Source organism: Aquimarina sp. Aq78, from assembly GCF_900299525.1.
Classification (GTDB): domain Bacteria; phylum Bacteroidota; class Bacteroidia; order Flavobacteriales; family Flavobacteriaceae; genus Aquimarina.
Genome location: NZ_OMKA01000024.1, coordinates 1 through 25300, shown reverse-complemented (window position 1 = coordinate 25300; position 25300 = coordinate 1). Strand labels below are relative to the sequence as shown.

At 32.5% G+C, this 25300-nt stretch carries 19 protein-coding genes and 1 tRNA gene; 2 read left to right on the top strand and 18 right to left on the bottom strand.

Annotation, left to right across the window (positions count from 1 at the left end; genetic code table 11):
• Positions 1 to 115 precede the first annotated feature (115 nt).
• From DG435_RS14620 to DG435_RS14595, 6 genes are all read right to left on the bottom strand, one after another.
• A complete protein-coding gene (locus DG435_RS14620) occupies positions 116 to 973 on the bottom strand; it encodes a dienelactone hydrolase family protein (protein ID WP_106792487.1) in 858 nt (285 codons plus the stop codon).
• 28 nt (positions 974 to 1001) lie between these two features.
• Entirely contained in the window at positions 1002 to 1874 is an 873-nt protein-coding gene (locus DG435_RS14615) for an SMP-30/gluconolactonase/LRE family protein (protein WP_234387086.1), read from the bottom strand.
• A gap of 4 nt (positions 1875 to 1878) precedes the next feature.
• The gene (locus DG435_RS14610; RefSeq protein ID WP_106792485.1) at positions 1879 to 3927 is read right to left on the bottom strand and encodes a beta-N-acetylhexosaminidase; all 2049 of its coding nucleotides are present in this window, start codon (positions 3925 to 3927) and stop codon (positions 1879 to 1881) included.
• 281 nt (positions 3928 to 4208) lie between these two features.
• Complete coding sequence (locus DG435_RS14605) at positions 4209 to 5774, bottom strand: SusD/RagB family nutrient-binding outer membrane lipoprotein (RefSeq protein WP_106792484.1); 1566 nt, start codon at positions 5772 to 5774, stop codon at positions 4209 to 4211.
• A 21-nt stretch (positions 5775 to 5795) separates the two neighbouring features.
• A complete protein-coding gene (locus DG435_RS14600; RefSeq protein ID WP_159025559.1) occupies positions 5796 to 9227 on the bottom strand; it encodes a SusC/RagA family TonB-linked outer membrane protein in 3432 nt (1143 codons plus the stop codon).
• Between the two features lie 289 nt (positions 9228 to 9516).
• The gene (locus DG435_RS14595; RefSeq protein WP_159025558.1) at positions 9517 to 10638 is read right to left on the bottom strand and encodes a FecR family protein; all 1122 of its coding nucleotides are present in this window, start codon (positions 10636 to 10638) and stop codon (positions 9517 to 9519) included.
• Positions 10639 to 10775: 137 nt separating this feature from the next.
• On the opposite strand from DG435_RS14595, the gene DG435_RS14590 reads away from it, so the two are divergent.
• The gene (locus DG435_RS14590) at positions 10776 to 11363 is read left to right on the top strand and encodes an RNA polymerase sigma factor (protein WP_159025557.1); all 588 of its coding nucleotides are present in this window, start codon (positions 10776 to 10778) and stop codon (positions 11361 to 11363) included.
• Positions 11364 to 11606: 243 nt separating this feature from the next.
• On the opposite strand, the gene DG435_RS14585 is transcribed toward DG435_RS14590, so the two are convergent.
• From DG435_RS14585 to DG435_RS14555, 7 genes are all read right to left on the bottom strand, one after another.
• Positions 11607 to 11684, bottom strand: a tRNA-Val gene (locus DG435_RS14585).
• 69 nt (positions 11685 to 11753) lie between these two features.
• Entirely contained in the window at positions 11754 to 12971 is a 1218-nt protein-coding gene (locus DG435_RS14580) for a folylpolyglutamate synthase/dihydrofolate synthase family protein (protein WP_106792480.1), read from the bottom strand.
• A gap of 8 nt (positions 12972 to 12979) precedes the next feature.
• Positions 12980 to 13873, bottom strand: coding sequence for an energy transducer TonB (locus DG435_RS14575; protein WP_108840629.1), 894 nt, complete (start codon positions 13871 to 13873; stop codon positions 12980 to 12982).
• Positions 13874 to 13875: 2 nt separating this feature from the next.
• Positions 13876 to 14268 carry a biopolymer transporter ExbD gene (locus DG435_RS14570; RefSeq protein WP_024772018.1) on the bottom strand — a complete coding sequence of 131 codons (393 nt, stop codon included), beginning with the start codon at positions 14266 to 14268 and terminating at the stop codon, positions 13876 to 13878.
• A gap of 1 nt (position 14269) precedes the next feature.
• On the bottom strand, positions 14270 to 14956 hold the full coding sequence (locus DG435_RS14565) for a MotA/TolQ/ExbB proton channel family protein (protein ID WP_234387089.1): 687 nt from the start codon (positions 14954 to 14956) through the stop codon (positions 14270 to 14272).
• An 82-nt stretch (positions 14957 to 15038) separates the two neighbouring features.
• Entirely contained in the window at positions 15039 to 16508 is a 1470-nt protein-coding gene (gene nhaB / locus DG435_RS14560; RefSeq protein ID WP_106792477.1) for a sodium/proton antiporter NhaB, read from the bottom strand.
• Positions 16509 to 16535: 27 nt separating this feature from the next.
• Positions 16536 to 17762 (bottom strand): Glu/Leu/Phe/Val dehydrogenase dimerization domain-containing protein, encoded by a 1227-nt coding sequence (locus tag DG435_RS14555; RefSeq protein ID WP_024772015.1) that lies wholly within the window; start codon positions 17760 to 17762, stop codon positions 16536 to 16538.
• Positions 17763 to 18230: 468 nt separating this feature from the next.
• On the opposite strand from DG435_RS14555, the gene DG435_RS14550 reads away from it, so the two are divergent.
• A complete protein-coding gene (locus tag DG435_RS14550; RefSeq protein WP_106792476.1) occupies positions 18231 to 19373 on the top strand; it encodes an acyl-CoA dehydrogenase in 1143 nt (380 codons plus the stop codon).
• Between the two features lie 99 nt (positions 19374 to 19472).
• Here DG435_RS14550 and DG435_RS14545 read toward each other — a convergent pair whose 3' ends face one another.
• From DG435_RS14545 to DG435_RS14525, 5 genes are all read right to left on the bottom strand, one after another.
• On the bottom strand, positions 19473 to 19715 hold the full coding sequence (locus tag DG435_RS14545; RefSeq protein WP_106792475.1) for a hypothetical protein: 243 nt from the start codon (positions 19713 to 19715) through the stop codon (positions 19473 to 19475).
• Positions 19716 to 19788: 73 nt separating this feature from the next.
• Entirely contained in the window at positions 19789 to 21492 is a 1704-nt protein-coding gene (locus DG435_RS14540; protein ID WP_106792474.1) for a helix-turn-helix domain-containing protein, read from the bottom strand.
• A 138-nt stretch (positions 21493 to 21630) separates the two neighbouring features.
• On the bottom strand, positions 21631 to 22503 hold the full coding sequence (locus DG435_RS14535) for a sugar phosphate nucleotidyltransferase (protein WP_106792473.1): 873 nt from the start codon (positions 22501 to 22503) through the stop codon (positions 21631 to 21633).
• Between the two features lie 14 nt (positions 22504 to 22517).
• Positions 22518 to 23591 (bottom strand): galactokinase family protein, encoded by a 1074-nt coding sequence (locus tag DG435_RS14530; RefSeq protein ID WP_106792472.1) that lies wholly within the window; start codon positions 23589 to 23591, stop codon positions 22518 to 22520.
• A gap of 58 nt (positions 23592 to 23649) precedes the next feature.
• Positions 23650 to 25017: a Gfo/Idh/MocA family protein gene (locus DG435_RS14525; protein ID WP_106792471.1), complete on the bottom strand. Its 1368-nt coding sequence runs from the start codon at positions 25015 to 25017 to the stop codon at positions 23650 to 23652.
• Positions 25018 to 25300: the final 283 nt, after the last annotated feature.

Here is a 25300-nt window from a genome sequence, read left to right as displayed (position 1 = left end):
AGGATTACAACATATATATTAACCTACTCACTAAAGAATTCTTCTTGGGGCTAAAAACAACAACCTATAAATAACTAATTCTGTATAGGTTATAATTCTTTATTAGCAATATCATTTATAAATCAGTCTTTTTGTATAAATACATCCACTCATAAATGCTAATATCAAAGGGATCATAAGCACTGTTTCCACTACCTTTTCCTGTATTGTCATAAGTCCTAGACCAAGAGTCATGACCGACACCAGAGTATATGGTTATCTTGGCTTTTGTTGTTGGGTTTTCTGCATTAATTGCATTAACCATTAAAATCGATTTATCATGTGAAATAATCCTATCTGCATCTCCATGAAATCCCCAAACAGGAATATTAGTAAATTGATTTCCTATTGACACATCTCCCCATCCTGCGATAGGAACTATGGCCGCTACATATGATTTATTGCCTTTTGAAGAAACATAATCATAGCAACCTTTCCCTCCCATACTAAATCCTGTCATGTATATTCGCTGCGTATCTATCTTTAGATTGTCAACCAAAAAAGTAATAAAATTATGCAAGGTTTCCGTATTCCAAATAGATGGAGATTGGGGTGATACAACAATCATAGGATGTTTGGGATTCCATTGATTTTTATGTATTAATGACGGAGGACCGTCAAATAAAATAGAATTTAAATCATTTGGGTTTACAGAGCTATCTCCTCTTGCTCCACCCCCATGTAAGTGGATCAATAAAGGGTATTTTTCTGTGTTGGCGATATTATATTCAGAAGGAACATATGCATAGAATCCATATTGGGATTTTGTAGATCCTTTTGGATATGCCTTCTGCACACCTGACTGGATAGTGCTTAACTCAACAAGATCATTTGCATTTGTATCTATAACACTATCACTAGAGCTACAATTGGCTAGTAGTTGAATAGTCAATAAAAACAAATAAATCTTTTTTTTAATAATAGAATATACCATACTGGTCTATATTATAAAAAACGCATAATCATTTTTGAGAAAAGAATGTCTCAAAACATCCTCTATCTGCCATTGTTACAAAACATTGAGTATTATTTTCCCCTCCAAAAGCGATATTAGTTGGTTTTTTTCCTTTTAGTTGTACTTCTCTTAGCTCTTTACCTTCGGGTGATAATACTAATACAGTTCCTTTATCATATCTACACACATATAAATTTCCTTTAGCATCACATCTCATACCGTCTAAGCCAAAATCTTTGAATGTCTTGAATATTCTTTTATTAACGGGCTGGCCGTTATCCATTATATCATAAACCCAAATGTTTCGTTGTATAGATTCATTAACATACAATCTCTTCCCATCAGGGCTAACTTCTATACCATTAGTTGTTCCCATATTTTTTTCTACCAAAACAAGCTTTCGATTAGAGGTCATCCATAAATTACCTGTTCCATTTTTCCAGTTAGGATCACTTGCATACAAGGTTCTATTAGAAGAAATAGCAATATCATTTGGTTGGTTCATTGTAGAGTCATGAGAAAAAACAACAACTTCTTTTGATCCATTTTTTAAAAACAGTATGTTATGATTTGTATAATCTGCTATATACATATTATCGGATTCGTCAAAACGAATTCCGTTACCAATGCTACCTGTAGGTAATTTTACAAATAAGGAGCTTTCTCCTTTGCTATTAACAACACCTATTGTGCCTTCTTCTTTAAAATTAACCGCATATAGATTTCCTTTACTATCTACTGCCGGACCTTCGATACCTTTGGTAAACTCATATTCTTTAGTAAAATCGTTACTATTATCAATAAGTTTTTCTTTTTTATTACACGAATTAAAAATAATTGCTCCAAAAAGTATTACTGTGAACATTATAGTATTTTTCAATATATTAAGGTTTTACATTTTTAATTTCTATACTTGTGATTAGTTCTTTAATTGCTGGTATTATTACGAGTTCTGTGTCAACAATTGGCTTACTAAGAAAATCAATAATGCCTATTGATTTTTGATGCTCAGTTTTGTTTATGCTTCCTCTAGCTATTCCTTTTTTTAGAATGGATGATAGTTCTGCTAATTTTGAAGATAAAGGTTCTAATTTTGCTAATGTTGGATTATTATTTATTTCATTGAAATCAGTATGATTTGTTATCCATTTGTCAAGCATCGATATAACCTCCTTTTTACCACTATCTGCTCTAGATTTTAAATATTTTTTTACACTTTTATTAAATAGTATAGCATCAATAGCATCTGTGTTACATGCGTCTACAAATTGCGTAAATGGTGAATACGATTTATACTGGATTCCTCCTTTATTTCTTTGATATGCTTTTAGTGGTTCACAAATTTTTGTGAGATTAATCAATGATTTTAGGTCTTGATTATTACTAATGTTCCTTAAAATTACATTTCTATTTCTTATATGCGAAATTCCTAATTCTTCTAATCTATAATTAACACTCTCTAATCTTTTAAGCATATTATCCGCATCATTAACCTCATTAGATGACCACAGTTTTTCTGCAATTGCAGCTGTTCTAGGCCAAATTCTAGAATCTATAGAAACAGGGGTAACTAATTCTCCCCACATTGTTGCTTCTCCTCCCAAAATGTTTTTTAGTTGTTCTTCTGTTAAACCATGATCTTTTGAAATTGGTTCATTTGCATAATGATGTTTAATAGATTTTAATAAATCTATATAATACCCTTTGGATAATACCGTTTTATAGCCTTGCTTAGCTGCCTTTAACATAGCTTCTTTACCTCTCCAGGAGTGTATAACAACATCTTTGGGCAAAGTTGGTTGCAAAATTTCGTCCCATCCCATCATGATTTTTCCTTGCTCTTTTAATATTTTTTGAATTTTAATATTAAAATACGCTTGCAATTCATGGTTATCCTTTATATTATTCTTCTTCTTAAATTCTTGAATTTTATCGTTTTCATCCCAATGCTTACCTTCATTTTCATCACCTCCAATATGGAAATATTTATCAGGAAAAAGCGGAGCTATTTCTGAAAACACATCAGTAATGATTTGGTAGGTAACTTCTTTTGTAGGATCCAAAGTAGGATTAAAAATACCTGCATACCTTTCTATTTTATAGATGGTATCCTTACTTGCCATTTCTGGATATGCTACTAACCAAGAAGTTGCATGACCTGGTATATCAAATTCGGGGACAACTCTAATTCCTAAGTTGGATGCATACGCTACTAATTCTTTTATCTGTTCATGGGTATAGTATTGTCCATCTGATGCTAATTGATGAAATTTAGGCCTTGATTTTATCTCTACTCTAAAACCCTGATCCTCGGTTAAATGCCAATGAAAAACATTCATTTTTACAGCAGCCATGGCATCTAAGTTATTTTTTAGCACTTCTAGTGGTTCATAATGCCTGGCGACATCTATCATTAAACCTCTCCAGGGAAATCTGGGCGCATCTTTAATATCAACTCCATGAAAAAAATATTCGGTTTTAGTATGAGCATTAAGCTGTAATAAGGTTTCCAATCCTCTTATTATACCTATATCTGTTATCGCTGTTAAGGTTACTTGGTTATTTAATATTGAAAGTTCATACGATTCGTCTTCATTTAATTCTAATTTACCTTCTCTATTATAATCTATAAATAAAGATGGGGTCTTAGTTATAGAAGTTGTTGTCGCAAACCCTTCTTCAATGAATACTCCAGTTCTACCAGACAATCTTCTTAGAAATTTTGTTGTTGCATTAACTATTTTAGAATTAATATCATCTTTATTTACTGCAATCGTAAAATCTTCTTTAATGATAAATTTTTGACCGTTCTCTTTAATTTCTTTTGGCCAAGGCATTAAATCATATTTTTCTAACAGTTCAACTTGCGCGTTAGTGTGAAAACATGATGCTATAAAAACAAAAATTAATATAATTTTTTTAATATTTTTCATAACTCGTATTGCATTTTACTTCAAATTTCTGTGGTTTGATGATTAAGTAGTGAAAACGATAATCCTTTCTATATTCATTAAAAGAATGAATTATAGCATAAATTACCAGACTAAGTTTATTGCATGTATATCGTAATTTTTTATATCATTATTCTTATACAAAATTTGCAATAATCATGACTACAAAAAACACTTTTCTATTTTCTGAAATTAATTCTGAAAAATAGTCATTCTTAAAAACTTAATCTGGCATTCATTTATACTCTATTATAAATGGTAAATTAATTTACATCCCACCAAAGAGCTGTAGACATTATATCAGGACCTTGAGCATTAATTGCTTCTTGTACATTAACACTATTAGAGGTTGATTCTGTACTAGAGTATCGTAATCTTCTAGGAACGCTACCATTATTAGGTTGACTTACCCAAAAATTAACATTATCGGTTATTTGTGGTATTAAATCTACTCTTCTTACCAATGCCCAACTTTCATATCCGTTTGTTAAAGATGCTAACCATCTTTGGTTATAAACCTGATTAAGCTGATCTTGAGTAGGACCGCTTAATGTAGCAATAGTTTCATTTGTTATAAAATCACCAGCATTTTGACCTCCCCAAAAATTAATACTAGCCAATATACCGCTTTGGTATAAACTATTAGCATCTCCTCCATACCCTAACAATGCCGCTTCTGCTTGTAAAAAATAAGACTCAGCTGCTGTTAATACCATTACAGGTACTTGATCATTAATATCAGAAAAAGATGTTCCTACTATTTTTGGCCCAGGTTTAGACATATCCTCCCAGGTTGGGGCAACTCTTACATTAGGCATACCTCCGACATACCCTCCGTTTTCTGCCTCAGTTGCAATTTCTGGTAATCTTGGGTCATTATTATCTTGCATAAGATTTACAAGTCTATCTGTTAAAATCCATTTAGAGCCTGTAACTCCATTACCTCCTGCACCAGTTCCAAATCCCCAATAAACGTCTTCAAAACCACCATCTAGATTACCATTAACCAGAGCATCACGAGATCTAATTAGTGTAGCCTCATTAGTTTCGTCTATTAGTGAATTTAATAAACAATCTGCTATAACACTATCAATAAAAGCACCATCTCCATCTGCTGTAAATGCATCTCTACTTCTTAATGCCATGCGCAATCGCAATGTATTTGCCAAAGTTTTCCACTTTTGAGGATCTCCTCCATATATAAAATCCCCTGTATCACCACTAATAGTTGTTGTTGAGTTTCCTATGGCATCCATTTGCGCTTTTAGATCTTCTAAAATGCTTCTATAAATAACTTTTTGAGTGTCATATTTTGGAGGATTCACTTCAAACTCAGGCAGTATAACTTCGGTATAAGGGACATTCCCAAAGATATCAGTCATTTTTTGATAAAAAAGAGACATCATAATTTTAGTCGCGGCTTGACCATTGGCATCCTCTAATTCGCCAAATTTGATTAGTAAATTACGTAGATTCAAACTACTCTTTGTAAATGATTTATCAAATACAGCATTGGTCCAACCTTGATCATTATCATATATATCACCACCAGCCCACCAGCTTCCTGCAACACTTGTTGAGAATTGATGAGAAAATTGTGATGAATATAATAAATTACCTCTCCATGCCACAAATCTAGGCTCTGCAAAGGTAAAATACTGCACTCCTCCCATAATGTTATCTGCTCCGCTTTCTTCAGGCAAATTAGGGTTGATATTTATTTCTTCAAAGTCTTTAGTACATGAAGACATTAAGAAACCAAACATTAATACAACAGTAAAAAATTGTCTTTTAATGTTTGAATAATTTTTATTATTAATATTTTTCATAATATTTTAAATTATTTAGTATTAAAATGACAAGTTTAACTTTACACCATGGCTAGAGGTAGAAGGAAAATCATAAATTTCAATTCCTTGGATAGAGGTATTAAAACCAACTTCCGGATCAAAATTTTGTGTATTCTTATGAAGAATCGCTAAGTTTCTACCAATGTAGCTTATAGACATATTTGCAATCGAAAATCTATCTAAAATACTAGAAGGGAAATTATACGTTAACGATACTTGTCTTAGTTTAACATAACTACCATCAGAAATCCAATTTTCAGAGATATTACCTAATCTTTGATAATATGTTGCCGGATCAACTCCTCTAGCAGCAACACTTGGAGATAATGTACCATCTACAACGGCATTACTTGGTACCATAATACCATTACCTCCTGTATAAAACTCTCTTCCTTCTAAGGTTCTAATATCGTTACCATTTGTACTGGCCACAAAATCAGTAAATGAGAAAACATCTCCTCCTGATTTAATATCAATCAAAAATCCAAGTTCTATGTTTTTATATGAAAATGAATTATTAATTCCTAGTAAGAAATCCGGAGTAACATTTCCTATGATTTTATTTTCTCCAACAACTGGCAAACCATCACTATCATAAATCACACGTCCCTGATCATCCCGAGAAAATGATGGACCAACCAAATCTCCATACACATTCCCTTCGGTGGCAGTTAATTGTATAACATCATTAAATTGTCTTGCTATAATAGCAGTGGGTAGTTCTTCTACAAGCTTTTCTATTCTATTTTCATTTTTACTAAAATTAAAAGCTGTATTCCATTCAAAATTTGTCGATTTTATAGGGGTTGCTGTTAAAGCGATCTCTACTCCTTTATTAGAAACCAAACCTGCATTAATTATTTTGCTCTGCGCTCCTGTAGTAGAGGGTAATGAGATTGATAATATCTGATTTTTTGTTTCCTTATTATAGTATGTAACATCTAATCCTAATCGATTATTAAATAGTTTAACATCCATACCCAACTCATATTCTGATGACAATTCGGCTTTTAGATCTTTATTAGGTATTACGGTTCCTGGAGCAGCTCCTTCTTCTGCTTGTCCCTGTGTTAAATTAGGGTCTCCAAAGTAAAATAATGTAAGTCCATTATACGGAGCAGAAGATACATTATATACGGGAGCCAATCTGTAAGGCAGTGTTGCATTTCCTGTTTTTGCCCAACTTGCTCTAAGTTTTATAAGATTAACCTTATCACTATCAATACCAAAAATATCATGCAATAAAAAACTCGTTCCTACAGAAGGGTAAAAAAATGAAAAACTATCTACTGGTAATGTAGAACTCCAATCATTTCTTCCCGTTACTTCAACAAATGCAAAATCATTAAATCCAAATTGGACCGAACCAAATAAAGATTGAGATTTAAGATTACTTAATCTCGTACTAGCTCCTTTAGTTCCAAAATTATTTACTGAAAAAAGTGAAGGATCTAATAAATCCGATGCTTGCACAGTTGTAGATTTTGCTCTGTTCTCAAAACCACTATATCCTACAGTTGAGTTTACAGATATTTTTTCTGTTAAATACCCATTATATGATAATAAGAAATCATAATTTGATGTGGTAGTTTGCTGTGTGATTTCTACTAATTGCCCTGAAGGTGCATTATCAAAAACCCCTCGACCTTTGAATATAGAAGCTGCATAATTACTTTGATCCTGAGAATATCTAGCAGTAGCAGATAAATCATCGGTAAGTTTATATGTTGCACTTATTAATCCTGTATACCTGTTTTTGGTATCTTCATTCAACTTAGTGTTGATTGCATAGTAAGGATTCATTGTAAATGAAGATCCTCCAAAATTATTTGGTGTACCATCAGGATTAATATAATTGGCTTCTAAATCTGCATTAGAAATGTTTCTAGGTTTTAAAATCAAGCTTCGAACTGTATTTGCCTGTCCATCTGTTATATCAGCTCTATTAATTGCTGTATTTTTTACATACGCAATTTTAGCTTGTACTTTTAATTTATCTGTCACATTGGTATTTGTATTTAACGACAAAGATTGACGTTTATAATCACTCCCAGATAAAACAGGCTTATTAAATAAATTAGAATAAGACAATCTATAATCTATAATTTCAGACCCTCCAGATAAGCCTACAGAATTTATCATGGTTAAACCTGTTCCATAAAAATCTTTAAAATCATCGGGATTACCACTGTAAGGAGCAGTACCTACACCGTCAAATCGTGTTTGCTGACTACCGTCTAGTGCAGGTCCCCAACTACCGGGTCTGGTAATATCATAAACCAACTGTCCTGTAGCAGCATCAAAACGACCTTGCCCATAACTATTCTGTAGTTTAGGGGCTACTAATACATTATCAAAAGTCACTGAAGAAGAAAGATCAACTTTAATTCTGCCTGCTTTACCTTTCTTTGTTGTAATTACAATAACCCCTGCAGAACCTCTGTAACCATAAAGTGCAGTGGCATTCCCTCCTTTTAAAATGTTAATACTTTCAACATCATCAGAATTTATATCGGATAATGCATTTCCATAATCCAGGCCTCCGGAAAAACTTCCTTCTCCTAAACTACCTCCATCCAAAACAACACCATCTACAACAATCAACGCCGAGTTTTGTCCTGGTACTAATGAAGTAACACCTCTAACGGTAACCGACGCAGATCCTCCTATACCTGTCCCGTTTTGATTAACCTGAACACCAGTTACTCTACCTGCAAGATTATTAACTACATTAACATTTCTAACTTTTGTTAATTCTTCGCCGTCTACCGTTTGTATTGAGTATCCTAATTTTTTGGCCTCCCTTTTAATTCCTAAGGCAGTTACTACTACTTCTTCTAAACTTGCAGTGTCATCTTCCATAACGATATCAATAGTTGATGAATCTCCTACTGCAATTGAAACTGTTTTCATTCCTATAAATGAAAAATCTAATACATCTCCTATTGAAGCTTTTATACTATATCTTCCATCAAAATCTGTTTGTACTCCTCTAGTTGTACCTGATATAATTATATTTACACCTGTTAATGGAATCCCTTGTTGATCTTTTACAGTACCATTGATTTCTTTTTCTTGTCTTGTTTCCTTAACTGGTTCTGGGATTAACTTTTTAACAGCCTTATTGTTTAGTTTATTTTTGACTAAAATAATTTGTCGATCTATAACTTTATATGTTACTCCTTGACTTTCAAATAATTGATTCAATATTTTATAGATTCGTTTGTTTTTCATTTTTATTGAAACCAAACGATTTTGATCTATCACATTTTCATTTGCCAAAAATTTAAACTCAGATAACGACTCTATAGTCTCTAATACCTCTATAACTTTTACAGATTCCAAATTAATGGTAATCCTAGTATTTTGAGAATATGATTCTGCCTGAATTTTAAAGAGAGAAATGAATGTTAATAACAGTGTTAGTTTCATTTTTAAATTCAATTTAGGGGGGGTATATAAACATGCCCCTGAGGTAAAGAATTTTTTCATATTTTTGTGATGATTTAGTTAATAATAAAGATTCATGTCGAAATGATTCATATTGATTAAATCGTATTCTATAATCGGGAAATATGTCACTATTTCTCGATTTTTTTTACAATACGTTTTTTATTCTATTAATAAATTATATTAAAAGTTTATATCATAGGCATTAATTTGGTTTATTGGTTTATTGGTTTATTGGTTTATTGGTTTATTGGTTTATTGGTTAATAAATTTATCGTCTATTTATTGTTATTCTATTTTCTTCAATTGTAAAAGAAAAATCTTCACTACTCTGAAAAGATATTAATATTTGTTCTATAGTTTCTGTATCAAATTTTGCTAAAAAACGTTTTTCATTTAAGGAATTATAATTATTTGTAATAACGACATCATAATTTCTTTCTAATATTTTAATAATTTCAGAAAATGGTTTCATTTTAAATAATAACTCTCCTTTAGTCCAAGCAGTGTACTCACTAACATCAACCTCTTTTACATCAATACTCTCTTCAGATTTATCCCAGGTAAATTTATAACCTGGCTGTAATACAGTAGAAGTATTTGTATCAAATTTCTCATCTACTTTATAAAGTCCAACTGATCCTTCTACCAAAACAGTATTCATTTCATTATCTTCTCTGTAAGAATTAACATTAAATTTAGTCCCCAAAGCTTGAATATTTACATCTTGGGTATTTACAATAAAGGGATGTAGTTTATCTTTTGCTATTACAAAATATGCTTCACCGCTGAAAAATACTTTTCGATCTTTGCCTTTTAAAAACTTCACTGGATATTTTAATGTACTGCCTGCATTTAAATGAACCATGGTTCCATCGGATAAAACAAGTTGTAGTTTTTTACCATAAGGAATAGATAGCTCATTATATACAAGCTCTTTATCATTTACTTTAGTATTCTTATATTCGAGTTTATCATCGTGATATACACCCACTATTGTTCCTTCCTCATTTATTATTCTTTCATTGTTATTCTCTCGAATAATTTTAACATCCCCATTTTCTAATTTTAAAGTAATCTCATTATCCTTCGTAATCACCTTATTATGGGTGCTTAAGACATACAAACTACTAAGTCCAATCACACCGACAAAAATAGCAGCCCATTTATACCACTTTTTATAACTATTTTTTTGTTTACTAATGGATTTCATCAATGTCATATATTCACTTTCAACATCTACATCTTGTAACGCATAATTTAGATCATAATATTGCAGTATATGTGCTTTAAAAGTTTCTTTATTTTCATCTTTTCTTAACCAATCGGATAAATCCATCATTTCAGATGAGCTAATTGTATTGGTCAAATATTTTTCAATTAATTTTTTCAAGTTTCTGCTTTTTTTTCAACACTAACTACTATTCTTTATTGATTAAACGTATGGTCTACCAAAAACCCTTAAAAGAAAATTCTTTTTTTTTTTTGCATATTTGTAATTCACATTTCAGGAATAACGGTGAATTTAGCATGAATGATAGTAATTTGGTTTTAAAAATTAAGAAAAATGATGAAGATGCATTTAAATTAATTTTCAATGAATTGTATAAGCCTTTATTAGCTTATGTAACAACTTTAACATACGACACAGAAAGAGCTAAGGATATTGTTCAGAATTCTTTTATTATTTTATGGAATAAACGAGAAATTTTAGCCGAAGAGTCTTCTTTAAAAAATTACCTTTTCACAGTTTGCTACAGATTGTATGTTGATCAATACCGTAAAGATCAAATAAGAAACAAGGTAATCGATGAATTAAAACTAAGTGTTTTAAAAAATCAAATCGAACACAATGATCCTACTGAACGACAGTTAAGGATAAAAAAGATTTTAGCAGTTATTGAAGAGCTTCCTCCACGTTGCAAACAGATTTTATTGCTAAATAAAAGAGATGGGGTGAAGTATAAAGAAATTGCAGAAAAATTAGATGTATCTGTGAAAACTGTTGAATCTCAAATGCGAATAGCTTTTCAAAAAATTAGAGATAGTTTTAAAAATGAGAAAATTATTTTATTTATTTCAATATTTAAAAAACGTTCATTAAAATATTTGGATTAAATAGCTAAATACAAACTCGTTTTTCTACTACTTCCCATTACTATTTCATATATATTGTTATCATAAATAATCAGTACTACAAAAACTTTTAGTTCTTCCTAAAGAATCCAAAATACAGAATTCTTCCTATTCAGATTAACGAGAATATTTACATAAATACAATATTTAAGTACGATTGTTTTTATCAAATAATTTGTAAGAAATAAAAAAGGAATCAACATTATAAAAATGAAGATTCCTTTTTGGTGGGCGCTAAGGGATTCGAACCCCTGACCCCTTGGGTGTAAACCAAGTGCTCTGAACCAACTGAGCTAAGCGCCCGCTATCTTGCGATTGCGGATGCAAATATAAGACAGTTTTATAGTCTACCAAAAGAATTTTAAAGAAAATTTAAATTATTTCTGCAACAACAAATGTGCTTCCTCCTACATAAACAACATCTTTATCTGTAGCCTTCTGTAAAGCAGCTTCATACGCTTCTTTCACCGATTTATAATCTTTACCTATTAGATTAAATTTTAAAGCTTCTTTTTTTAATTTTTTCTCATCAAGCCCTCTTACAATATCAGGTCGGGAAAAATAATATCTGGCCTGTACAGGAAATAATGGTAAAATAATATCTAAATCTTTATCATCAACCACTCCTAATACCACATGAAGATGATCACATTCTTCCTCAACCAACTGTTTTATCACCATTTTTAACCCGTCCTCGTTATGCGCAGTATCACATATCACTTTAGGTCTTTTTTGTAATATTTGCCACCTCCCTAACAAATGAGTATTCTTCACAACATCCAGAAGTCCTTTTTTAATATCATTTTCAGATATGTTCCATCCATTTGATTTGATCAAATCTATGGTTTGCAAAACGGTCCTTATATTTTCTCTTTGATAACTTCCTTTTAGATCAGATGGATATACTGTACAGTTACAATCTTCAGCAAAATACAGAGGACTACCGGATGCTTTAGCAACCTCTATAAAAACTTTTGAAGTCTCTTCTTCATTTCTTCCAATAACGACTGGTATACCCTCTTTAATGATCCCTGCTTTTTCTGAAGCTATTGCAGTTAAAGTATCTCCCAGAAAACGAGTATGATCTAATCCAATATTAGTAATCACAGAAATTTCTGGAGTAATAATATTTGTAGAATCTAATCTCCCTCCAAGCCCTACTTCTATCACAGCAATGTCTACCTGATTTTCTGCAAAACACTGAAATGCCATTCCTACGGTCATTTCAAAAAAAGAAAGTTGATTCGACTCTAGATAGGATTGATGTTTTGAAATAAAATCAATCACATATTCTTCAGATATGGTAGCTCCGTTAATTCGGATACGTTCTCTAAAATCTTTTAGATGCGGTGAAGTATATAATCCTACTTTATATCCTGCTTCCTGGAGTATTGAAGCCAGCATATGACTAGTAGAGCCTTTACCGTTAGTTCCGGCCACATGTATGCTCTTAAATTTGGTTTCGGGGTTTTCTAGATATGCTGCTAATTGTATCGTATTGTGAAGATCTACTTTGTATGCACTAGCTCCCTGGCGTTGATACATTGGTAATTGGGTAAACATCCAATCGAGGGTTTCCCTATAGTTCATTCTTTGTATTATTCAGAAAGTTTAAACTGATAAATAATTGTTCCTACTTGTTTTGCCGGAGCCTTAGAGTCACTATTAAATCGTGTAGCCAAAGCTGCTCTTTTTGCTGGCCCCATTAAACATGAAGCACTATTGGTAGTTCCTTTAACCCCTGGGGTAGCTCTAATCACTTTTCCACTTTGATTAACTTCTATTTTTACCACAACAATACCCGACTCATTACAATCCTGAACAAATTTCTCTTTATTAAGAGCCTTTCTACCACCTAATCGATAGTTACCATCTCCATCTAATCCTTTTCCGGTTCCGTAGTATGATTTGGCATTAGGATCTCCATCCGGGCTTCCTTTATCCCCTGGTGATCTATCATCCCCTTCTCCTCCTTTTGCTTTACCATCATTCTTTGGACCATTAGAAAAACTATTTAGGATATCAAGAGTAGATTTATCCGGTTTTGGATCTGGTTTTTTTTCTTCTACTATTTTAACTGGTTTTTCTTTTGTTGTATTTTTTGAAGGCTTCTGATCTGAAGGTTTAGGTTTTTCTTTAGGCTTCTCTGTTTTCTTTTTAGGTTTCTTTTTTGGCTTTTTTTCTATTACCGGGGCATCTTCAAGTTCCTGAGTTACCACTTTATCTTTTATTTGAGGAGATTCCTCTTGTGGCTCTGGAGTTGACGACGTAGTTTCGGGAGTCGTTTGCCTGGGTGATGATTTAATAGGTTCGTTGGGTTGAATTTTACCCGAACCAGTTGCTGTAGTACCAAAGTTTACAGCAATACCACTTTCTTCTTCAGGCTCCATATAATTTAAGCTTAGATAAAACAATAAAAAGATAATCGCAATATGCACCAGTATGGTAAGCACAAAGGATTTCTTTTTATGTCTTGTATCTAGCTTTATCATTTTTATTCGGGCCTAACGGCTAATATTACTTTAAACTTATTTCTATTTGCAATATCCATTACACTAACTGCCTTTTCTATAGGAACTCCTTCTTCTGCTCTTAGAATAATAGTAGGTTCATTTTTTCCTTGTAATCGCGATAATAATGTAGATTCTAAACTACTTTGACTAATACGTTCTTCATCGATATAGTATTGCAATTTATTAGTAATACTTACCGATATATTCTGAACATTAGAACTCTTTCCTTTAGCTTTTGGTAATATTAAATCCAAGGCTTCTGGAGTAATCGCAGGAGAGGTTAGTAAAAAGAAAACTAATAACAGAAACACAATATCTGTCATAGAAGACATACTAAACTCTGGACTAACTTTATTTCTTCCTCTTAAATTCATATTACGCAGGTTCGTTTAACAAGTCTAAGAAATCTACAGCATTAGCTTCCATACTGTGGATCACTTTATCTGTACGAACCACCAAATGATTATATCCTATATAAGCTACAATCCCAACCACTAATCCACCAACAGTTGTTGTCATTGCCGTATAAATACCTTCGGCCAAAACACCCATATCTGCTGTTCCTGAACTTGATGCTAAGTTATGGAATGCAATAATCATACCTATTACTGTTCCTAAAAAACCAATCATAGGAGCAGCTCCTGCTACTGTAGCAAGAATACTAACATTTTTTTCTAGTTTATATACTTCAAGTCTACCAGCGTTTTCGATTGCTTTATTAATATCTTCTAATGAATGACCTATTCTCGAAATTCCCTTTTCGGTCAACCTTGCTATAGGATTATTCGTCTGTGCACATAAAATTTTTGCGGCTTCAATTTTACCACTCACTACGCTATCTCTAATCTTATCCATAAAGCTTTCATCATATTTTGAAGCTGCTTTAATTGCAAAAATTCTTTCAAAATAAATATAAACTGCGACAAACAGTAATACAAAAAGAATCGATATGATTACGATTGCTCCTGTTCCACCACTAAGTAAAAGGTCCATGATGGACAATGTATTCTCTTCTACTTGCGGATCAATTTCTGGGGTATTCTGGGCTAAAGCACCAAACATTGGTAAATATGTCATTTTGATTTTGTTAATTTAGTGTTAGTATACTAACGTTATTTCTGTAGGTTAAGTATATTCTTTATTCTTATAATATATATATAATTCCTAATAAACCAATACCTCCGAGTACTATTGTATATGGAAAAGCCATCTTTACCATTTTAGTATATGACAATCCAATTAACGGTGCCAAGGAAGAGGTTAGTAAAAATAAAAACGCCGCTTGACCATTAGGTGTTGCAACACTAGGCAAATTTGTTCCTGTATTAATTGCAATTGCTAATTTTTCGAACTGTTCTCGTGATATTGCTCCATTATTAAACGCTTGTTCTACTTCTCCTATATATACTGTTGCGACAAAAACGTTATCACTAATCATTGATAAGACTCCATTAGCCACATAAAACATAGAAGGTTGCTGGCCCGGATCTAAGGATAATGCCCAATCAATAATTGGTGTAAAAAGATGTTGGTCATGTATCATGGCTACTATAACAAAGAAAACCACAATCAAACCTGTAAACGGAAGTGCTTCTTCAAAAGCTTTTCCTAATTGATGTTCTTCTGTAATTCCCATAAAGGCAGTCTGAACAATAATTAATGCTAAGCCTATAAGACCAACTGGTGCCAGATGCAATGCTAAACCAATAATCAAAAGTACTGCAGATACTGCTTGAACGATTAATCCATATTTAGATTTATCAGATCTGTTTGCATCTTCATCTTCTGTATAGCTTTCTATAATTTTTCTGGCAACTTCTGGTAATTTTGCTCCAAAACCGAATGATTTTGTACTTTCTAAAACCATTGTTGTAAGCAACCCTGCTCCCAGGACGGGTATTGAAATTGGTGCCATTTTCAAAAAGAATTGTATAAAATCCCACCCCAATCGTTCTCCGATAAGTAAGTTTTGTGGTTCACCCACCAAGGTACATACACCTCCCAGCGCTGTTCCTACAACCCCATGCATCACCAAACTTCTTAAGAAACTTCTAAACTGTTCTAAGGTTTCTCCACTTAATTCTTTTCTATCCAAAACCCCACTCTCATCAAAATCTCCAGACCCAGAATGAATTTTGTGATATACTCCATAAAACCCTACAGTAACACTTATTAAAACAGCCGTTACTGTCAAAGCATCTAAAAATGCAGAAAGTATTGCCGCCAGAAATACAAACAATAGCGACAATACCATCTTAGATTTTATTTTAGTAAATACTTTACTAAAAATATACATTAGCAAGGGCTTCATAAAATAAATCCCTGCAACCATAAAAACTAATAGTAAAACTACCTCTAAGTTCTGATCTATTTCATGATATGCTTTTTTTGGTGTGGTGAGATTTAATGCCAAAATTTCTATTGCCAATAGCCCTCCTGATTGTAACGGGTAGCATTTAAGTGCCATTGCAAGGGTAAAAATAAACTCCCCAATAAACAACCATGCAGTTACCATTGGCCCTAAAAGGAAATAAGAAAATACATTAAAAATTAAAAATCCGATCATTACGGTTTTAAACCATTTCGGACTGCTCCCTAAAAAATACTTGAACATAGTTTTACTCGGTTAATACAATTAATATTATATCAGCTGCCTAAGAGCTATCTCAAACGCTGTTTTACTGATATTAGTTTCTGTTTGTTTTTCGTTATAAGTATCCTGAATCGCTTTCTTTATGGTTTCTGAAGTATCTTTAAAAATAGCTTCATCAGTCATCTGTACTTTTCGCTCCATAAAATAAGCAAAGACTCTTGCCATTCCGCAATTAGAAATAAAATCGGGAATCAGGCTTACTCGTTCATCGGTATATTCCATTATTGGACCAAAAAATATTTCGCTATCTGCAAAAGGTACATTGGCTCCACATGAAATAACTTCTAAACCAGAATCAATCATTTTGGTAATTTGATCTTTAGTAATCAATCTAGATGCTGCACAAGGAGCAAAGATTTCGGTTTGTAAAGACCATATTTTCTCATTCATTTCATCAAAAGGAATACGTTGTTCACTATACAGCTTATTTCCTCTTTTATTTAAATACAATTGTTTTATTTCTTCAAATGAGAAACCATCTTCATTTATGAGTCCTCCGGCATGATCAATTATCCCAACAATCTTTGCTCCCATCTCAGAAAGATAATATGCTGCTGCAGATCCTACATTACCAAAACCTTGTACTACTGCTTTTTTTCCTTTTACTTCACCGCCATAAATAGTATAATAATGTCGCACAGCTTCTGCAACCCCATATCCTGTAATCATATCTGCCACAGTATATTTTTTGGTAACATCGGGAGAAAACATAGTATTTTCTAATACTTTAATAACACCCTGGCGCAGTTGTCCTATTCTATTTATTTTATCAGCTTCAGTTGGTTGAAAATGACCATTAAATACTCCTTCTTGAGGGTGCCAAACTCCACATTCTTCGGTTATAGGTATAACCTCATGGATCTCATCTACATTAAGATCTCCTCCTGTACCATAATAGCTCTTTAATAAAGGAGATACAGCTTTATACCATCGTTTAAGAACTCCTTTTTTGCGGGGATCATCTGGATCAAAATTAATACCTGACTTGGCTCCTCCTATTGCAGGGCCAGACACTGTAAATTTGACCTCCATTGTTTTTGCCAAAGAAAGAACCTCATTCATATCTAATCCTTTGCGCATTCTGGTTCCTCCACCGGCGGCACCACCTCTCAATGAATTTATAACTGTCCACCCTTCTGCTTCAGTTTCTGCATCTTTCCAATTAAAAACTATCTCGGGTGTTTTATTCTCGTATTTATTTAATAACTCTTTCATTCTTAAAATTTCAATTTATTGAATAACCAATTGTTTTTAAAAAAACCATTTTAAAAAACAACATACTCATTTTATCCTATCTTTTTAATTAAATAATCCTCCATTACGGAGGTTAGAGTTGAGCCATATTACCAGATATTACAATAAATCGAATTATAGTCAAAATGCGACTTCACAAATATAAAAAACTAAACATGCAAAAGCTTAAATAAAAATAAAATTATGGTAATTAAGCAGCAGTTTTTTTACTTCAAAAAAAATAATCCATGGTATTTTTACATCCCTTATAAAAATCTTTTAAACTTTATCCTAAAAAATGATTATCTCAAAAAATCAAAAAAACAGTAAAACTATCATATTATAGCTTATATTTGTGGTATTAATAACAAAATCGTGATTATCTCGATTTATTTTCATTGAAAGTGAAAATTTCGTGTTATGCACGCACAGTAAATTATAAAGAAAATTATGGACTTCAAATTATCCGAAGAGCAGTTAATGATACGCGACGCAGCTCGTGATTTTGCTAAAACAGAACTATTACCCGGTGTAATCGAACGTGATAACAAACAAGAATTCCCTAAAGAACAAGTAAGAAGAATGGGGGAACTTGGATTTTTAGGAATGATGGCTTCTCCAGAGTATGGTGGTGGCGGAATGGACACCATTTCTTATGTTTTGGCAATGGAAGAGTTATCCAAAGTAGATGCTTCTTGTTCTGTAATTGTATCTGTAAACAATTCTTTGGTATGTTGGGGCCTTGATACCTTTGGAAATGCTGAGCAAAAAGAAAAATATTTAACCAAGCTTACTACAGGAGAATCAATAGGCGCTTTTTGTCTATCTGAACCTGAAGCTGGTAGTGATGCTACTTCTCAAAAAACTACTGCCATTGATAAAGGCGATCACTATATCCTAAACGGAACAAAAAACTGGATTACTAATGGTAATTCTGCTGATTATTACTTGGTTATTGCTCAAACAGATAGAGAAAAAAGACATAAAGGTATCAACGCATTTATTGTTGAAAAAGGTTGGGAAGGATTTGAAGTTGGACCAAAAGAAGATAAATTAGGAATACGAGGTAGTGATACACATTCGCTTATATTTAATGATGTAAAAGTTCCTAAGGAAAACCGAATTGGCGAAGATGGTTTTGGATTTAAGTTTGCAATGAAAACATTGGCTGGAGGTCGTATAGGAATTGCTGCTCAAGCACTAGGAATTGCGGCTGGAGCGTATGAATTAGCAAAAGAATATGCTAAGGTTCGTAAAGCTTTTGGTACAGAAATCATGAATCATCAGGCCATTGCTTTTAAACTTGCCGACATGCATGTACAGATTGAAGCTGCCCGTATGTTAGTTTATAAAGCAGCAATGGATAAAGACAACCACGAAAACTATGACTTATCAGGAGCTATGGCAAAACTAGCTGCGTCTCAAGCTGCAATGGATGTTAGTATAGAAGCTGTACAAATTCATGGTGGTAATGGTTTTGTTAAAGAATATCATGTAGAGCGATTAATGAGAGATGCAAAAATCACACAGATATATGAAGGTACCAGCGAAATACAAAAAATTGTAATTTCAAGAAGTATTCTTAGAGATTAATTAGTTAAAACTCTCTAATAAAAAAGCCCAAACTATGATCTGTAGTTTGGGCTTTTGTGTTATTTATTTTAGCTTAGATTAGTTTGATCATTACCATTTTCAAATTAATAGTCCTTTAGATTCACAAGGGACTATAGAATCACAACCATCACTATTACAAAGATTATGTATCGTTTTATCGATTTCTTGAAAACCACCGCCCCTTATATCATATTTCATTGGGTTATCTAATTTTGTTATTTTAATTTTTTGAAGATTGATTTTAATTTTATTCTTTCTTTTCATGGTTTCTCTTGTATTAATGAATACATCAAAAGTAATGAAGAAACAATCTTGTAGCATCTATTAAAAATCATTTATAGGTAAAGATTTATAAATCTTTACCTTATTTCTCTACAAAAACAAGTATCCCAAACTAATTAACATACCTTTTCATAAACTCTGCTGGGTTACATCCTTTTTGTTTAGAAAAAGCTTTAGCAAAAGATTGTATATTATTAAAACCAACTTCTTTTGCCATTGACCTGATTGAGTAATGTTTAAATTTTTTATTTTGTTCTATCTGTTGAATACAATATTCAATCCGTAAATCATTAATATAATTTGCAAAATTCTTTTGTTTCTCCACGTTAATCACCTTGGATAAATAGGTAGAATTTGTTTTTAAGTTTTTCGAAACCTTGTTTAAAGTGAGATCGTTTTTTAAATACTCTTTATTATGTTCAAAATCGTTCAACTTCTCAAGTATTTCTTTTTTCAATTTAGTTGAAAAATCCTTACTTGATTTCACAATCTTCACCTCTGTATTCTCTAAAACTTTAACCTTTTCTACCTCCTTGTTTAATTGAACTTTGTAATTATTTTTTCTTTTCTTAGAAAAATAAATATATAAAGAACTTACAATTATGATCAAAAAGACACCAAAAGCTATTGACTTATAAATTAAAACTTTATTGTCATTTCTCATTTCACTTATCAAGTGGTCTTTATCTTTGATCAACTGTGGTATATCGTACTTTTTTACAATGGAGTTATTTAATCGGCTATATTTTATATTAGAGATGCTTTCATACCGTAACAGTTTTTTCATTATTTCTAACTGATTCCTTTGATCTTTATTCTTTTTATAATGATCAAGCAATAATGTAAATGTTTCTCCTATTTCTAATCTATAGTTTGACTCATTAGTAATTTCATCTACTCTTTTTAAATATTGAAATGCTTTTTGTTCTTCTTTTAGCTGCAAATAGGTTTTCCCCAAATATAGATACCCTTTTCTTACATTTACATCATTAACATCTTCTTCAGATAAAATCAATGCTTTATCCAAACTATCGATAGCCGATTGGTATTCTTCTCTATAATAACTATTGATTCCGTATGCAAATAAAAGATTCGGGTAATGATGCTTATAAGTATTAGACAGACTAGCTTTTATTCCTTTCTTAAGATAAAAGTATGCCGAATCATAGTACTTAAGTCGATTATAACTATCAGACAATTTATACAACGTAGCTATATAAATCTGACTACGTCTTAAAACACTATTCTCCTGTTTCATTAAATAATTATAATTCTCTTTATACACCAATAGTGCTTCTTTCTCTTTTCCCAGGATGGTTTTTAACAATGCAATATTATGTTTTAAACCAATTAATTGTCGTTTATTGCTATTCCTTTCTGCATATTTTTTAGCAACTAAATATGCTTCTAATGCTGCATCATGTTGTTCTATTGTACTTAATATATTTCCTTTTATCATATATCCTGTGGAAGGATAATGGTTATTTTGTAACTTTTTTGTTACTTCTATTATAGAGTCTGCGTACTGTAATGATATCTCAGGTTGCTTTTTGTAGATAGAAAGAAACATTTGATATCCATCGGCTATCCTCTCTTTATTAATCTGTTTTTTCGCTTTAGAAATATAAGTATCCGCAAGTTTTCGCTTATAAACAGAATCAAGGTCTTTCCCTTTCCAAAATTTAATTGCTAATTCTCTTAATGTTTTATTTTGTAATGAATCTTTAAAGGTATTCTGTTCTGCTTTTAGTTCTTGCATAGAATACAAAGTAGACATAAAACATCCGAATACAACAAACGAGTAGATGGCTTTCATATGTATTCTAATCAGGAATAAGAATCAATTTTAACAAAATTTTAGACAAACATACAAAGAATATTAAACATCAAAAGGTTCATCTAGATAAGGTGAACTTTTATGATTAACCTTTTTTTAAAGATTATACGAAACGTCTTATCGGTTCCAATCCATATTGACATAGTGTTTCTCTATATATTCTTTAAGGATAGCAATATCCTCTTTTGATGTTAGATCCGGCACATGTTCTGATACTGGTATCCCAATAACTGATGTTGGATGTTCCTTTACCATATTTAATAAAGCTGTAGGGAGTTCTTTTTCATTCCTTTTTTCATTAACAGGGCAATTCTCTACATACTCCTTAAACGTTGCTCCATCAAATTTGAAAATATTCATACTCACCCGAAGTTTACCAAATCTATCTTTATAGAATTCACTGTCTTCGACTGATGGTTTTTCTATTATATTTTTCAAAAATCCTTCTTCATCCAAAGATACCAGGGCAAATCGGGCTATCCGTTGCAAACTAAATTGTAATGCATCTCTATCATAACTCACAAAAGCATTTGCATGATCGGTATTCCGTAAAGCTTTTAAAGCAGTTTCAGAATACAAATTATCACTATTACAAACAGTATAGGTTTGGTCATTTAATTCTGGGTATTGTGTGATTGCCTGATGAAGAGCATCTGCTGTTCCAAAAGGTTTTTCTCTATCTTTTGGGATATATTGTATTGCATAGTTAATAGTGAGGCCGTAAAAACCATTTCCACCAGAGTTATCTCCATAAAACTCTTTTATGAGGTTTTCTTTTTCTCCAATAACAATAAATATATGTTTATACCCTGCCTGTTTAGCATTATACAAAAGGTAATCCATCACAGGTCTCCCCGTTGCATCTATACTAATAAGAGATTTTGATCGCGTATTAGCTTGCGCTGTTAAGTCGGTACTCAATCCGGTTTTTATTGCTTTTTTCATTCGCGAGGATGCACCTCCTGCCAAAATGATTAAATTTTCATGCATAATTTCTCCTTGCTTTAAACAACTCTTGCTCCAGAGTCTACATTTACAATATAAGCTGTTTTACCTTCTCGTTTAATAGCTTCTACAACTTGTTGCTCCTTATCTTTTGGAGCTATAGCCACAATACTGCCTCCTCCGCCTGATCCAACAATTTTAACTCCATAAGCTCCAGCTTTGATTGCACTATCTACCATTTTATCTATTACAGGAACAGTTATTTTAAGAATATCTTTTAGAATAAGATGATGTTGATTCATCAAATTCCCTAAATACTTCATATCAGGGTCTTCCTTTTTAAATTCTTGTAAAGCTTCAAGCGTTATAGAATGATTTTTTAGTGCAGCAAAGAAATATGGCTTCAAATCAGATGGAATATATTTTTCATATTTATCATACTCTTCAGGCAATGTAGATTTTATACTGAAATCAGGTTTTTTAAGTGTCACATATTCTATTGCCTTTAGTGCTTTTTCTTTTCGATCCCCCAGTGTACCGATTGTTTCCTTTTTTACTCCGGATTCTCCCACGATTAATCCCGGCACAGTATCCTGTATCGTTTCATATGATGCTTTCTCACTAGTATCAATAAACAAAACTCCACCTAAGCCAATCGAGTACTGATCCATTAACCCTCCGGGCTCATTATGTTCCAGAACTTCGGCCTCATACGCTATTCTTGAAACCAATATTGGGGTTACTTCCTGGTTTGCACCGAATGCTTCCAACAAAAACCTTACCCATGCTACGATTAGTGCAGAAGAACTAGAAACTCCAGCATTAAGCGGTAAATCTCCTTGTATTTTCACATCATAACCTTTATTAGGAATACACCCATATCGTCGAAGTACTCTAAGAGATGAAGCAAAATAATCCCTGTGCTCAATGTGCTTAAACTTTTCATGTATCAGAATATCTCTTTCTTCTCCAATATCAGGTAATTTTATCTTGAAAAGAGTGGTTGTATTTTCAATAGCGTTTAGTTTGATATATTTATCTATCGCACATGCAATAACGGGTAATCCGAGATAATCCTGATGATCTCCAAACAGGCAAGTTCTTCCCGGAGATATTATGTTTATTTTTTTCAAAATTACTTTTAAATATTTTGTGTTTTACAGTAAATCAACTCCATGATCTCTACCCAAATTAATAGGTGTCTTTAATCCAGTTGTAAGGTTTTCTTTTGAGCCACATTCCTCTTGTAAAATCAGGAAAATCCTGCGGTTCTCCATTATTCTCTATAGAAACTTCTGATAATGGTGTAATTGCACTCCATGCAGCCGCATCATAAACATCTAATGGCGGTGCAATATTTTGTTTTGCAGATTGCACAAAGGCATTAATCACAAAAAAATCCATCCCACCATGACCGGCACCCATAGCATGTTCTCCATATTTTTTCCATAAAGGGTGGTCATATTTTGCCAGCCATTCGTCTGCCTGGTCCCATTTATGTGATTCAGATTTTCCTTCTATGTATATTCTGTTTCCATCAACCTCCCATAGTCCGTTGGCTCCCTGTACTCTAAACCCTAATGAATAAGGGCGAGGTAAATTACAATCATGAGTAACTATAATGGTTTCTCCCATTGTAGTCTCAATAGTAGAAGTAATAACATCTCCTTGTTTAAACTTAACTTTTGCATTTGGATGGTTTTCTCCTCCATTTTTTACAATATAATTGTGTAAACCTATGCCTTTGGTTGCATTAGATGTAATAGATGAAAAACGATTTCCTCTATTAATATTACACATTGTAGCCATTGGTCCAACACCATGAGTAGGGTATACATCTGCGTTTCTTGCTACCGAATGTTGTGTTCTCCATTTTGATTCTGAAATACCTTTTTCACCAAACTCTACTCCTTTTCCATATGCTGTTTTTCCATCATTTAATTTCACAAATCTCAGATCATGCTGATATCCACATCTAAAATGCACCAACTCCCCAAACACATTTTGTCTAACCATATTTAAGACTGCCATGACATCACGTCTATAATTAACGTTTTCTAAAATCATAAGATGTGCACCAGTAGCTTCATGGGTATTTACCAAATCCCAACATTCTTCAAGAGTATTTGCCGCAGAAACTTCCAGACCTGTGTATTTACCAGCTGTCATTGAATCTTTGGCCATTCTGGTATGCCATAACCAGGGAGTAGATATAATTACGGCATCTACATCCTCTAGGCTTAGTAAATTTCTGTAGTCATACTCATTTTTACCGAATACTTTTGGTTTAGTTTCCCCTGCTTTATTGATTGCTTCTAAAGAAAGATCTATCCGAGTCTGATCAATATCACAAATTGCTGTTACTAACACATCATCTCTTAAAAGAACATTTCTTAAATGATTTGTTCCTCTTAGACCAACACCAATTAATCCTAATTTAAGTTTTTCTTTTTGACTATATCCTTTATTGCCAAAAGTTAAGTTAGGTAGTACAGAAATACCAGCCCCTGCTATTGCTGTTTTTTTAATAAAGTTTCGTCTAGACTTGTGTGTATTCATGATGTTTAGTTTTTCTATTACATTCTTTAAATATAACAGAAAAGCTCATAGTTAAAAAGGACTGTGTATTTCTTTTTTTCTATCTGTATGAACTGCGAACTTTGATTTTTTCAAATGGCTCTATCCTATTGTATGATTACTCTATTTTCTGAAGTATTTTGAGCTGATTTTTAAGCATAAAAAAACCCTTCATAATATTATGAAGGGTTTTCAAGGAAGGCGGCGACCTACTCTCCCACGATTGTAGTACCATTGGCGCTAACGGGCTTAACTTCTCTGTTCG